Source organism: Streptomyces sp. NPDC055254, from assembly GCF_053606025.1.
Map to the genome: position 1 here is coordinate 186,235 of NZ_JBSGQV010000008.1, position 13,355 is coordinate 199,589.

A 13,355-nucleotide genomic window follows, 5' to 3' on the forward strand; every position below is an offset into this window, starting at 1 on the left:
GTAGTTTCGAGGTGTTCAGGGGGAGCGGAACGCATCACGCCGCCCGTTCGCACAAATGGGGAGTTGTACACGCATGTCCATCATCGATACCGAAGCGCCGCTTCACACGGCCCACCGCGACAACCACACCCACCGGGACGTCAACGGCGGCTGGCTGCGACCGGCCGTCTTCGGTGCGATGGACGGGCTCGTCTCCAACCTCGCCCTGATGACGGGTGTGGCCGGCGGCGCCGTCGCCCCGCAGACCGTCGTGATCACCGGCCTGGCGGGCCTGGCGGCCGGCGCGTTCTCGATGGCGGCCGGCGAGTACACCTCCGTCGCCTCGCAGCGCGAGCTGGTCCTCGCGGAACTTGACATAGAACGGCAGCAGTTGCGCAAGCATCCGGTGGACGAGATGGAGGAGCTCGCCGAGCTCTACGTCTCCCGGGGCGTCGAGCCGCCGCTCGCCCGCGAGGTCGCCATGCAGCTGTCCCGCGACCCCGAGCAGGCGCTGGAGATCCACGCCCGCGAGGAGCTCGGGATCGACCCCGACGACCTGCCCTCGCCGCTGGTCGCGGCCGTTTCCTCCTTCGGATCCTTCGCGCTGGGCGCCCTGCTGCCCGTGCTTCCGTACCTGCTGGGGGCGACGTCCCTGTGGCCCGCCGTGCTGCTCGCGCTGGCCGGGCTCTTCGCTTGCGGGGCGGTCGTCGCCCGGGTCACCGCGCGGTCCTGGTGGTTCAGCGGGCTGCGCCAGCTGGTCCTGGGTGGCGCGGCCGCCGGTGTGACGTACATCCTGGGAAGCTGGATCGGTGGAGCCATAGGCTGACCGCGCAGAGAGTGAGACACTATGCAGGACGCAGCATAAGTAGTTAGTTACTCGGCGGTTTCGATCGCGTGTCCGCCGGGAATCAGACTTGGGCGCTCGGGCAATGAAGCCCGCCCCGCGCGTCGGGACCTTCGAACGTGATCGCACCCGCGATCGTTTCCGTGCTCACATCGTGTGATCGCTCCATGTGATCGCTCCGTGTGATCGCACCCGTGATCACACCCTTGAACCACTGTGAAGGTCCCCTCTTCCTGCCTCGTGCGGTGTCCGCATGTTGGAACGGCATATCCACTTCGCGGGATTGTCGTCATCATGTAATCTGCACGAAATTTCGCAGAGGGCCAACGTCGTCCCTCGGCTATGCACATATGCCACGACGACGACGGGAGAGCCGATGCGTTCCGCATCCACGCACTCCGCGACCGGCTCCAGCACCACGGCCTGGTCGCCCATGGACGGTCGCCCTGCCCAGCAGGGCATGTACGACCCGCGCAACGAGAAGGACGCCTGCGGCGTCGGACTCGTGGCGAACCTCACCGGCGAGGCCACCCACACGCTCGTTGAGCAGGCACTGACCGTACTGCGGAACCTTGAGCACCGCGGCGCGACCGGCTCCGAGCCGGATTCGGGCGACGGCGCCGGCATCCTGTCCCAGGTTCCGGACGCTTTCCTGCGCGAGGTGGCCGGTTTCGAGCTTCCCGATGCGGGCGGCTTCGCCGTCGGCATCGCCTTCCTGCCCGCCGACGCCCCCGCACAGGCCGTCGCCGTCCAGAAGATCGAGGCCATCGCCGCCGAGGAGAACCTGACCGTTCTCGGCTGGCGCGAGGTGCCCGTCACCCCGGACCTGCTCGGCAACGGCGCCCGCGCCACCATGCCCGCCTTCTCGCAGCTCTTCGTGAGCGACGGCAGCACGGGCATCGAGCTGGACCGCAAGGCCTTCGTGCTGCGCAAGCGCGCCGAGCGCGAGGCCGGTGTCTACTTCCCGTCGCTGTCCGCGCGGACCATCGTCTACAAGGGCATGCTGACCACCGGCCAGCTGGAGCCCTTCTTCCCGGACCTGTCCGACCGCCGCTTCGCCTCGGCCATCGCCCTGATCCACTCGCGGTTCTCGACGAACACCTTCCCGTCCTGGCCGCTCGCCCACCCGTACCGCTTCGTCGCGCACAACGGCGAGATCAACACGGTCAAGGGCAACCGCAACTGGATGAAGGCCCGCGAGTCCCAGCTGGCCTCCGACGTCTTCGGCGAGGGCGCGCTGGAGCGGATCTTCCCGATCTGCACCCCCGACGCCTCCGACTCGGCCTCCTTCGACGAGGTCCTGGAGCTGCTCCACCTCGGCGGCCGCTCCCTCCCGCACAGCGTGCTGATGATGATCCCCGAGGCGTGGGAGAACCACACCTCGATGGACCCGGCCCGCCGCGCGTTCTACAAGTACCACTCCACGCAGATGGAGCCCTGGGACGGCCCGGCCTGCGTCACCTTCACCGACGGCACCCAGGTCGGCGCGGTCCTCGACCGCAACGGCCTGCGTCCCGGCCGCTACTGGGTCACCGACGACGGCCTCGTCGTCCTCGGCTCCGAGGTGGGCGTGCTCGACATCGACCCGGCCAAGGTCGTCCGCAAGGGCCGCCTCCAGCCCGGCAGGATGTTCCTCGTCGACACCGCCCAGAAGCGGATCATCGAGGACGACGAGATCAAGGCCGAGCTGGCCGGCGCCGCCCCGTACGCCGAATGGCTGGAGACCGGCGAGATCGAGCTGACGGACCTGCCCGAGCGCGAGCACATCGTGCACACGCACGCCTCGGTCACCCGCCGCCAGCAGACCTTCGGCTACACCGAGGAAGAGCTGCGCGTCATCCTCGCGCCGATGGCCCGTACCGGCGGCGAGCCGCTGGGCTCCATGGGTACGGACTCCCCGATCGCGGCCCTGTCCGAGCGCCCCCGACTGCTCTTCGACTACTTCACGCAGCTCTTCGCCCAGGTCACCAACCCGCCGCTGGACGCCATCCGCGAGGAGCTCGTCACCTCGCTGCTGTCCTCGCTCGGCCCGCAGGGCAACCTGCTGGAGCCGAACGCCGCGTCCTGCCGCAGCGTGACCCTGCCCTTCCCGGTGATCGACAACGACGAGCTGGCCAAGCTCATCCACGTCAACGCCGACGGCGACATGCCGGGCATGAAGGCCGCCACCCTCTCGGGCCTCTACCGGGTCTCCGGCGGCGGCGAAGCACTGGCCGCCCGGATCGCGGAGATCCGCGCCGAGGCCGACGCCGCCATCGAGAACGGCGCCCGGCTCATCGTCCTGTCGGACCGCCACTCGGACGCCGAGCACGCGCCGATCCCGTCGCTGCTGCTCACCTCCGCCGTGCACCACCACCTCATCGCCACCAAGCAGCGCACCCAGGTGGGCCTGCTCGTCGAGGCCGGCGACGTCCGCGAGGTCCACCACGTCGCCCTGCTCATCGGCTACGGCGCGGCCGCGGTCAACCCGTACCTCGCCATGGAGTCCGTCGAGGACCTGCTGCGCGCCGGTACCTTCCTCTCCGGCCTGGAGCCGGAGCAGGCCATCAGGAACCTGATCTACGCGCTCGGCAAGGGCGTCCTGAAGGTCATGTCCAAGATGGGCATCTCCACCGTCGCCTCCTACCGCGGCGCCCAGGTCTTCGAGGCCGTCGGCCTCGACGACGCGTTCGTCGAGACCTACTTCAACGGCACCGCCACCAAGATCGGCGGCGCCGGCCTGGACGTCATCGCCAAGGAGGTGGCCGCGCGCCACACCAAGGCGTACCCGGCCTCCGGCATCGCGGCCACGCACCGCGCGCTGGAGATCGGCGGCGAGTACCAGTGGCGCCGCGAGGGCGAGCCGCACCTGTTCGACCCGGAGACGGTCTTCCGCCTCCAGCACGCCACGCGCAACCGCCGGTACGACATCTTCAAGCAGTACACGGACCGGGTGAACGAGCAGTCCGAGCGCCTGATGACGCTCCGCGGCCTGTTCGGCTTCAAGAGCGAGGGCCCCGGGGCCCGCCCGCCGATCTCCATCGACGAGGTCGAGTCGGTCGCCGACATCGTCAAGCGCTTCTCCACCGGCGCCATGTCGTACGGCTCCATCTCGGGCGAGGCCCACGAGACCCTCGCCATCGCCATGAACCAGCTGGGCGCCAAGTCCAACACCGGTGAGGGCGGCGAGGACCCGGACCGCCTGTACGACCCGGCGCGCCGCTCCTCGATCAAGCAGGTCGCCTCCGGCCGCTTCGGTGTCACCAGCGAGTACCTGGTCAACGCGGACGACATCCAGATCAAGATGGCGCAGGGCGCCAAGCCCGGCGAGGGCGGCCAGCTGCCCGGCCACAAGGTCTACCCGTGGGTCGCCAAGACCCGGCACTCCACCCCGGGTGTCGGCCTGATCTCCCCGCCGCCGCACCACGACATCTACTCCATCGAGGACCTGGCTCAGCTGATCCACGACCTCAAGAACGCCAACCCGGCCGCGCGCATCCACGTGAAGCTCGTGTCCGAGGTCGGCGTCGGCACCGTCGCCGCGGGCGTCTCCAAGGCCCACGCGGACGTCGTGCTCATCTCCGGCCACGACGGCGGTACGGGCGCCTCGCCGCTCACCTCGCTCAAGCACGCGGGCGGCCCCTGGGAGCTCGGCCTCGCCGAGACCCAGCAGACGCTGCTGCTCAACGGGCTGCGCGACCGCATCGTGGTCCAGACGGACGGCCAGCTCAAGACCGGCCGCGACGTGGTCATCGCCGCGCTGCTCGGCGCCGAGGAGTTCGGTTTCGCGACCGCGCCGCTCGTCGTCTCCGGCTGCGTCATGATGCGCGTCTGCCACCTGGACACCTGCCCGGTCGGCATCGCCACGCAGAACCCGGTCCTGCGGGAGCGCTTCGCAGGCAAGCCCGAGTTCGTCGTCAACTTCTTCGAGTTCATCGCGGAGGAGGTGCGCGAGCTCCTCGCCGAGCTGGGCTTCCGCACGATCGAGGAGGCCGTCGGCCACGCCGAGCTGCTCGACACCACCAAGGCCGTCGCGCACTGGAAGGCCCAGGGCCTCAACCTGGAGCCCCTCTTCTACGTGCCCGAGCTGCCCGAGGGCGCGGTCCGCCACGCCCTCATCGAGCAGGACCACGGTCTGGAGAAGGCCCTCGACAACGAGCTGATCAAGCTCGCGGCCGACGCGCTGAACGCCGCCACCGCGGAGGAGGCCCAGCCGGTCCGCGCCCGGGTCGCGATCCGCAACATCAACCGCACCGTCGGCACCATGCTCGGCCACGAGGTCACCAAGAAGTTCGGTGGCGCGGGCCTGCCCGAGAACACGATCGACCTGACCTTCACCGGGTCGGCCGGCCAGTCCTTCGGCGCCTTCCTGCCGCGCGGCATCACCCTCCGCCTGGAGGGCGACGCCAACGACTACGTCGGCAAGGGCCTCTCCGGCGGCCGCGTCGTGGTCCGCCCGGACCGCGGCGCCGACCACCTCGCCGAGTACTCGACCATCGCCGGCAACACCATCGGCTACGGCGCGACCGGCGGCGAGATGTTCCTGCGCGGCCGCACCGGCGAGCGCTTCTGCGTCCGCAACTCCGGCGCGCTGGTCGTCTCCGAAGGCGTGGGCGACCACGGCTGCGAGTACATGACCGGCGGTCGGGCCGTCGTCCTGGGCGAGACGGGCCGCAACTTCGCGGCCGGCATGTCGGGCGGCGTCGCGTACGTCGTCGACCTCGACCGGAACAACGTGAACTCCGGCAACGCGAAGGCCGTCGAGGCCCTCACCGACGCCGACAAGCTGTGGCTGCACGACGTGGTGCGCCGCCACGAGGAGGAGACCGGCTCGACCGTGGCCGCGAAGCTCCTGGCCGACTGGGCCGTCGCGGTGGATCGCTTCAGCAAGATCATCCCGACCACGTACAAGGCAGTGCTCGCCGCCAAGGACGCCGCCGAGCTGGCCGGACTCTCGGAGTCCGAGACCACCGAGAAGATGATGGAGGCGGCGACCCATGGCTGACCCGAAGGGCTTCCTCACCACCCCGCGCGAGACCGCCTGCTCCCGTCCCGTGGCCGACCGGCTGAAGGACTGGAACGAGGTCTACGTCCCGGGCTCGCTGCTCCCGATCATCAGCAAGCAGGCCGGCCGCTGCATGGACTGCGGCATCCCGTTCTGCCACAACGGCTGCCCGCTCGGGAACCTGATCCCGGAGTGGAACGACTTCGCGTACCGCGAGGACTGGTCGGCGGCTTCGGAGCGCCTGCACGCCACGAACAACTTCCCGGAGTTCACGGGGCGCCTGTGCCCGGCCCCGTGCGAGTCGGCGTGCGTGCTCGGCATCAACCAGCCGGCCGTCACGATCAAGAACGTCGAAGTCTCGATCATCGACAAGGCCTGGGACCACGGCAACGTCACCCCGCAGCCGCCGGAGCGGCTGTCCGGCAAGACGGCCGCCGTCATCGGCTCCGGCCCGGCGGGTCTCGCCGCGGCCCAGCAGCTGACCCGGGCCGGGCACACCGTGGTGGTGTACGAGCGCGCCGACCGCGTCGGCGGCCTGCTGCGCTACGGCATCCCCGAGTTCAAGATGGAGAAGGTGCACATCAACCGCCGCATCGAGCAGATGCGCGCGGAGGGCACCAAGTTCCGTACCGGCGTCGAGGTCGGCCGCGACATCACCGCCACCGACCTGCGCAAGCGGTTCGACGCGGTGGTCATCGCGGCGGGCGCCACGGTCTCCCGCGACCTCCCGGTCCCGGGCCGCGACCTGAACGGCATCCACTTCGCGATGGAGTACCTGCCGCTCGCCAACAAGGTCCAGGAGGGCGACTTCATGACGCCCCCCCTCACGGCCGAGGGCAAGCACGTGGTCGTCATCGGCGGCGGCGACACCGGCGCGGACTGCGTGGGCACCGCCCACCGCCAGGGCGCGGCCTCGGTCACGCAGCTGGAGATCATGCCGAAGCCGTCCGAGGACCGTCCCACCGGGCAGCCGTGGCCGACGTTCCCGATGCTGTACAAGGTCACCTCGGCGCACGAGGAGGGCGGCGAGCGGGTCTACTCCGTCTCCACCACCCACTTCGAGGGCGACGAGGACGGCAACGTCAAGGCCCTGCACCTGGTCGAGGTCGAGTTCGTCGACGGCAAGCTCGTCCAGAAGCCCGGCACCGAGCGCGTCCTCCCGGCGCAGCTGGTCACCCTGGCGATGGGCTTCACGGGCACGGACCAGGAGAACGGCCTGGTCCAGCAGTTCGGCCTGGCGCTGGACGCCCGCGGCAACATCGAGCGGGACGCCGCCTACGCGACCAACGTCGAGGGCGTCTTCGTCGCCGGCGACGCGGGCCGCGGCCAGTCGCTCATCGTCTGGGCCATCGCGGAAGGCCGCTCGGCCGCCCGCGGCGTGGACCGCTTCCTGACGGGCACGAGCGCCCTCCCGTACCCGGTCAAGCCGACGGACCGCTCCCTGACGGTGTAGCCACCGCGGTACCCCCGCCCTGCGTGGGCGGGACCCCTCATTCGGTCCGTACAACGGCGTACGGAACCCTGACGCAGCGCCCGCCATGTCCCCGACCAGGGATGGCGGGCGCTGTGGCGTTCCCGTCAGGATTCGGCCGTGAGCTCGTAGCGGAGTTCGTACAGGTGGCCCGCCTTCACCATGACCGTGGCCTCGATGGGTCGGTCGTCATCGCCGTACACCGTGCGGAGCGTCCGCAGCACCGGCAGGTCTCCAGGCAGTCGCAGGACGGTGTACTGCTCCTGAGTCGCGACCCGGGCGGACACTCGGTCCACGCTGCGGCGCGGTGGAAAGCCGAGCTCGGCCAAGAGGGTCGGTGTGCCACCCCTGATCCGCCGTTCCTCGGCCAGGGCGGTGCCGTGCGCGATGTCCACGGGGTAGTACGAGTCCACCAGTTCAGCGGGCTCGCCGTCGATGCTGATCAGTTGGCGACGGCGCATCGCCGACGCGCCTACCGGCAGGCCGAGAGCGGCGGCGACGTCGCCGGTGACACGCACCTTGTCGACCGACAGGAGCGAGCTGCGCGCGGTCGACCGCCCTTCGGCCGCCTCGGCGAGCCAGGGGTATGGGGCTCCGTTCGCGGCAGGAGCCAGTGATCCTGCCGGGCGTACGGTCCGCTGCCGTGTCTCCCGTACGGTCACCGCCGCCCCCGCGCGCCCGATGGCAAGCCCCTCGTCTTTCAGCAGTTGCACGGCCTTCTGGATCGTGGCGTTCGAGGCGTCGAAGCGGGCCTTCAACTGCGCGGTCGACGGCAGCCTGGTGCCGGCCGCGAGGTCACCGCTCATGATCTCGTCTCGGAGATCGGCCGCGATGCGGGCATGCAGCGGCCGAGGATCGACTCCTTCGGGTTCATGGCTGGGCAAGGTCATCCGATCCTGATCTCGTACCGCAACTGCTGGCGGCCGGCGGGCATGACCATCACGTCCGCCTGGATGGGGCGCTCCGCCACGTCGTAGGTGGTGCGCGCGAGTTGGAGTACGGGTTCGCCCGCCGCGAGGCGGAGGTGTTCGCTCTCCTCGGCGTCCGGCATCCTGGCCATTACGTTCTCGACGACCCGCACGCCGACGTGCCCGAGGGTGGCCAGCAGGGTCACGCCGCCGCCGCGGATCTTCCCGGTGCCGGCCAGCGCAGTGCCCGCCGCGATGGCCGCGGGGTAGTACGTGTCCGTCAACTCGGTGGGATCACCGTCGAGTTCGATGATCCTGCGGCGCACCACCACCGTAGCTCCGGCCGCCAGGCCGAGTGACAGGGCGACCTCGGCGGGAGCCTCGGCTTCACCGGCGTGGATGATGCGCTGACTTCCGCGTCGGCCCGCTTCCTCGGCTTCCGCGCTCCACGCGTCCGTGTCCCCGGCGGCCCGTGGTGTCAGATACGGCATTGACGTACTGGTCCAGCCGCTATTGCTCACGATGCCTCCCGCACGTCCTATTCCCTCTGACGTGCTCCACGTTAAGCGACGGTGCCACTCGAACCCAGCCTTGCAAACCTTGCCGCTTTTCGCGAATAGCGATACGCTCTGTGTGGTCTTGGAAGCTCAGCGTTAAGGCGGTGGGATGCTATGTCCTTGTCCCGGCAGCAGCGTTTCCCTCAGGCCCGCACTTCGGTGCGCGCGGCCCGTCAGTTTGTAGGCGACACACTCGCCGAGTGGGGCGTGACCGAGCGGCGGGACGACATCCGGCTCTGCGCCTCGGAGCTCGCCACGAACGCCGTGCTGCATGGTGTGCCGCCCTTTGTGTGCTTGAAGCTCTGGATAGGGTCGATGGCACGTCGGGCAGACGCAACGTCGAAGTAGGCGGCCGGGGCCGGCGCGGCTTGTGCGGCAGTGACGAGCGGGCGGGATCGCAGCGCATCGGATATCTTGTCCCCGGTAAGACCGAGTTCGCGCAGCGCATCCAGGGTGACGGGAAGCCCGTCAGTCAAAGATCCCGTCATCGTCGCCCCGGCTGAATTCAGGCGGGGTGATCCGGGTTGCCGACGCAGGGCTAAGCCCCAACTCGCCGACCAGAGACCGGAAGTGTGACCGGTACTGGTGGGCAATCGTCACGCACGGACTCTTGACGTTCCCGCGTTCTTTCGCGACCACCAGGCCGTGACGTGATAGCTCGCGCTCTGCTTGCCATAGGCGCGCGACTGTTACGCAATGCTCAACGGCCGTTTCTCGCTGGGCATCGGTGAGGCTGGCTGACACCGTTCGCAGCTTTGCCCCGCACATCCTTGACGGAGTCGCCAGGCAACAGTTCGGACAAGCCCGGTTCGATCGGCGAGAGCAGACCGAACCGTGCGCCCTCGCTGTTTCGGTCAGCCCGGATGTTCCTTCGCGCACCGCTCGCATGTAAGATTTCGACCTTACTCCTCGTTTCAACTCCTGCCCCCTCTGTCCATCCTTACTAGCCTACTTCGCTCTCCTGTATCGTCATCCCACGCCAGGTAGACATCCATGAAACGCGTCTGGTTCTTGTATTTGCGTGAGTCGCGAACCAGCAACATAACCTCACCCTGCGGTGAAAGCTCCGCAACAGGAAGAAGCGCGTTAGCTTCGGCAGGTTCGATATCAGGCGCATAGAAGCCGCTATGTACGGGGTGCAGAGTCACCTGTACGTTCCGAGCCATGGCAGGCCCGGCGTTTTCTAGGACTAGACGTTGGGTCGCCAGCCCGTAGCCCATTAAACCAACCCTAACAAGCGCCTTCTTCTCTTCTTCTTGGCGTTCCAACTCAATAGTGGCAACATGTTCCGCTGCGCGCGCGCTGCGTTGAGCGAATCGGCATGCTGCAATCGCTATGCAGAGACTCATGAGTGCGACTATTGCCGAGATTCCCGCAACACGGTCGGTCGTGGACATGGCAAGCGTTGGGCCGGTCATCATGCGCCAAACCTCCCCACAGAGTGAGATCGCTAATCCACTTCATCGACGCCGGGCTCTGATCCACAAAAAGCCAGCTATGAGCCATGCGAGTTTTTTGCCTCCCTGCCGCTCGGGCGTGGGAGGGGTGGCGGGTACCCCCCTGGTCAGAACGGCGGACGTTCGCCGGATTGGAGCCGTGAACGGACTTCCGCAGCGAATCCACCCGGCTAGTGCCTCGCTGTCTCGCGGTTGTGGCACGCGACGCATAACGGACGCAGATGGTTCGGCCCGTCGGGGTTCGCCTCGCCCCGTGCGATCAACTCGCTTCGGGACAGCGGGAAGTGATCCGCCACGTTCGCCAGACGGCCGCACAGCACGCACCACGGATGCTTCTACAGGTGGGCCCTGCGGATGCGCTGCCAGCGCGTGTCATACGCAGCGCCACCACGTGACGCACGGTCCGCGTTCGCCCCACGCTCATGCTCGGCGCAGCGTCCGCTGGCTCGGGTCAGCTCAGTGCACCCGGGGGCAGAGCAAGGGGGGCGGGGACGTCGGGGCATGGGGGTCCTTCTCTCTCAACGTGCCTCTCCCACCTCCATGTCACAGACTAGAACGATGGAAATGACCGAAGGGTTGACCCGGCAACTCGCGGTAGTTCTTCCGGCACTCGGAATAGCCGTTTCTGTTCAGATTCAAGTGGTTCACCGGCAGATTAAACCAAAGCGAGAAGATGTCGCCACCGCAATCAAGACAGCAAAGCGCTCGGGGTCGCAGTTCCCAGAAGACTCCATCGAGGCCAAGTTGATTCGCCAGAACGATTTTGACCGAATCGCATGGGGTATTGCTGGAGTCGCCGCGTACTTTTATGCGGGCGTCGTGGTGCTTGGGGAACTCTCATGCCTTCGCTGGTTGGCCAATGATCAGGTTGGCGACTCTGAGGGAACTGTAACGTTCCTGGTTTCTCTGGGGATCGTCGGACTTAGTGTCGTTCTACTGATTCCCGCTTTGCGCCTGATTGAGAGCGTTGCGTGAGGGCACATGCAGGCAAGTCGCGATACGCGCATGTACCACTCCCTGCGGGCATCGGATGTACCGAAAGAACCGGAGGTGCCGGTCAAGGGTCCTTAACCCTAGCTGCATTGCTCCGGGGGAGATTTGGTCACGGTGTCTATGGCGAGTCCGAGGAGATCGCGCCGCATCACCGGGTCAGCGTTGTGCCAGTACGCCTCACCCTTGCCGTTCAGCAGGAACGCCAGGTCTACGGGTCCGCCGTTGCCGACCAGTTCGGCGAGCACCTTCTCAGCTTTGCTGATTCGGGCTTCGGCAGCCGTCTTGCGGGGGATGCGGTAGCGGGCGGAGCGGCCCGTGTAGAAGTCTGCTGCGTCGTCTGCGTGGAACTTGTCGAGCTTGGATTGTGCTGCTTTCTGCCCGGCGCGTGCGTCCCAGATGTCCTGCGTCTTCTCGGCGGGTCAGCGCGTGCCACCGGTCCGCCACAGCGACCAACAGGGGGTCATGATCGTCCGCGCAATGGAGCGTCGGACCATGTCTGAGCCACGTAGTTCGATGGCAGAGCGCCGGACGAACACGGGGGCGGCACATGATCCGCCGCCGTAGCGGGTGCAGTTGTACGAGTCCCCTTCCAGCGTCATGGCACTGTCGCAGGATGCGCAGCGGATACGACTGGTGAGCGCGCGGGTGGGGCGACCAGGAGTAGGCGGAATCTTGCTGATGGTCTGATTCCCGGACAGCACCCGGCGGGCTCGTTCGGCAAGCTCGGACGGGATCATGTGCGGCAGCGTCTCGGCCGTGACGACCCGGCTACGCTTGCCCTCGGTGTCCAGGAAAGGAACCCTGTCGCGGTGTGCTTTGCCGCCCGGGCAGTGCGTAAGCCACCCCTCGTATACGGGGTGAATGATGATCGCCCGTACTGCGTCGGCACGCCACGGAACCCCGGTACCGGTCCGAAGACCCTCGGTGTTCAGCTTGCGAGTCAGCGCGCGGGACGACGTGCCCTCGCCGATCGCCTTGAACACGCGCTGCACGATCTCCCACGGGGTGACCTCGCGCCGGTTGGCGGCCGTGCACATGTACAGGGTGTGGTCGTGGGCGAGCTTGCGCGTGTGCGGGTCGGATACCAGACCGAACGGAGCCTTGGACAACCAACGCCCCTCGGTGCGCTGCCGGGACTTCGAGGACCGAACGTTGTGGCTCAACCGCTGCGAATACTCGCAAGCGTTCTCCGCCTGGTCGATGATCCAACGGCGGTCCCGCTCGTCCATTAAGTCCAGATGCACGTGGACACGCACGCAGTACCCGTGTTCGTCGGCCATTGCCCGGCCCCGCTCCTCCTGGGCACGAAGGGAAAGCGCGCGCTCACCCTCGCGGACGATCTTGGATTTCCAGAACAGGGTCCATCCACGGGCGGCCGTGGCACCCACAGGTCTCTCAGGAGTCTTGTTCATATTCTTGGGGGTGCGAAGGTTGCCTGTCGGAGCGCGCAAGGGTGCTTGTAGACATGCCAAAGCCCTTTGTGACCTGCGGAAACGGCCCGCTGCCGAGCAGAACCCAGGGTGTTGGTTCCACTCCGGACCCCGCGCCTCAAACGCCGGCGAGGCTGAGGTTCCGCTCAGACCGTCGGCGTAGCGGCGGCGCTCGGCGGGTCCTCGCGGGCCGGTTCGTCGTCGTTGCCCCGGCGCAGCGCGCGCAGACCGCGCTCCGGGGTCCACGACCGCACCACCAGGTCGTCACCGTCCACACCGACGTGGACCACCTCCGTCAGGTCGGCGTGGAAGAGGTGGAAGGGATGCGGGGTGTCCGCCTCCTCGGCGTACCGGTGCAGCTCGGGCGGGTCGACGATCTCCACCACCCGCCCGGAGATCCGTACGTCCCCGTCCGGCATCGTCTCGCCCGCGCCCGGATTGGTGTGCAGGGCGAAGCGCGCATCGCGCTGGAGGTCCCTGGCCTTCATCGAGCCCGCCATCATGCCGAGCCACAGCTCCCCGCCGCGGATCGCGACGTTCAGCCCCGTCACCCGCGGGGAGCCGTCCTTGCGGAGCGTGGCCAGGACATGGTGCGGGTACTGCGCGAAGCGGGCCTGTACCGCTGCGGCGAACTCCGGTTCCGCCGTCTCGAACGCTGCCCAGTTGTTCCTCGTCATACGTCCATCAAAGCGCGTCGGGCCGGCGCACGCCGCGCACGGGGCGCCCCGGCGC

General features: G+C 68.0%; 11 protein-coding genes. 5 read left to right on the forward strand and 6 right to left on the reverse strand.

The window, feature by feature from the left end; genetic code table 11:
* Window positions 1-73: 73 nt before the first annotated feature.
* The 3 genes from ACWFQ8_RS11735 to ACWFQ8_RS11745 all read left to right on the forward strand — a co-directional run bounded on the left by ACWFQ8_RS11735 (window position 74) and on the right by ACWFQ8_RS11745 (window position 7,260).
* Window positions 74-805 (forward strand): VIT1/CCC1 transporter family protein, encoded by a 732-nt coding sequence (locus ACWFQ8_RS11735; protein WP_453786009.1) that lies wholly within the window; start codon window positions 74-76, stop codon window positions 803-805.
* A 451-nt stretch (window positions 806-1,256) separates the two neighbouring features.
* Complete coding sequence (gltB, locus tag ACWFQ8_RS11740; protein ID WP_453786057.1) at window positions 1,257-5,807, forward strand: glutamate synthase large subunit; 4,551 nt, start codon at window positions 1,257-1,259, stop codon at window positions 5,805-5,807.
* A complete protein-coding gene (locus ACWFQ8_RS11745; protein ID WP_453786010.1) occupies window positions 5,800-7,260 on the forward strand; it encodes a glutamate synthase subunit beta in 1,461 nt (486 codons plus the stop codon). The genes gltB and ACWFQ8_RS11745 overlap by 8 nt, the downstream gene beginning before the upstream one ends.
* 125 nt (window positions 7,261-7,385) lie before the next feature.
* Here ACWFQ8_RS11745 and ACWFQ8_RS11750 read toward each other — a convergent pair whose 3' ends face one another.
* Window positions 7,386-8,168 carry a GntR family transcriptional regulator gene (locus tag ACWFQ8_RS11750; RefSeq protein WP_453786011.1) on the reverse strand — a complete coding sequence of 261 codons (783 nt, stop codon included), beginning with the start codon at window positions 8,166-8,168 and terminating at the stop codon, window positions 7,386-7,388.
* On the reverse strand, window positions 8,165-8,707 hold the full coding sequence (locus ACWFQ8_RS11755; RefSeq protein ID WP_453786012.1) for a GntR family transcriptional regulator: 543 nt from the start codon (window positions 8,705-8,707) through the stop codon (window positions 8,165-8,167). The genes ACWFQ8_RS11750 and ACWFQ8_RS11755 overlap by 4 nt, the downstream gene beginning before the upstream one ends.
* Before the next feature lie 150 nt (window positions 8,708-8,857).
* Here ACWFQ8_RS11755 and ACWFQ8_RS11760 point away from each other — a divergent pair, with 150 nt between their 5' ends.
* Window positions 8,858-9,091, forward strand: coding sequence for an ATP-binding protein (locus tag ACWFQ8_RS11760; protein WP_453786013.1), 234 nt, complete (start codon window positions 8,858-8,860; stop codon window positions 9,089-9,091).
* A 120-nt stretch (window positions 9,092-9,211) separates the two neighbouring features.
* Here ACWFQ8_RS11760 and ACWFQ8_RS11765 read toward each other — a convergent pair whose 3' ends face one another.
* Entirely contained in the window at window positions 9,212-9,631 is a 420-nt protein-coding gene (locus ACWFQ8_RS11765; RefSeq protein WP_453786014.1) for a P27 family phage terminase small subunit, read from the reverse strand.
* A gap of 1,127 nt (window positions 9,632-10,758) precedes the next feature.
* On the opposite strand from ACWFQ8_RS11765, the gene ACWFQ8_RS11770 reads away from it, so the two are divergent.
* Window positions 10,759-11,175 carry a hypothetical protein gene (locus ACWFQ8_RS11770; RefSeq protein WP_453786015.1) on the forward strand — a complete coding sequence of 139 codons (417 nt, stop codon included), beginning with the start codon at window positions 10,759-10,761 and terminating at the stop codon, window positions 11,173-11,175.
* Window positions 11,176-11,273: 98 nt separating this feature from the next.
* On the opposite strand, the gene ACWFQ8_RS11775 is transcribed toward ACWFQ8_RS11770, so the two are convergent.
* The 3 genes from ACWFQ8_RS11775 to ACWFQ8_RS11785 form a co-directional block, all read right to left on the reverse strand.
* On the reverse strand, window positions 11,274-11,438 hold the full coding sequence (locus tag ACWFQ8_RS11775; protein ID WP_453786016.1) for a hypothetical protein: 165 nt from the start codon (window positions 11,436-11,438) through the stop codon (window positions 11,274-11,276).
* A gap of 174 nt (window positions 11,439-11,612) precedes the next feature.
* Complete coding sequence (locus ACWFQ8_RS11780) at window positions 11,613-12,605, reverse strand: recombinase family protein (protein WP_453786017.1); 993 nt, start codon at window positions 12,603-12,605, stop codon at window positions 11,613-11,615.
* A 164-nt stretch (window positions 12,606-12,769) separates the two neighbouring features.
* Window positions 12,770-13,300: a pyridoxamine 5'-phosphate oxidase family protein gene (locus ACWFQ8_RS11785; RefSeq protein WP_453786018.1), complete on the reverse strand. Its 531-nt coding sequence runs from the start codon at window positions 13,298-13,300 to the stop codon at window positions 12,770-12,772.
* Window positions 13,301-13,355 lie beyond the last annotated feature (55 nt).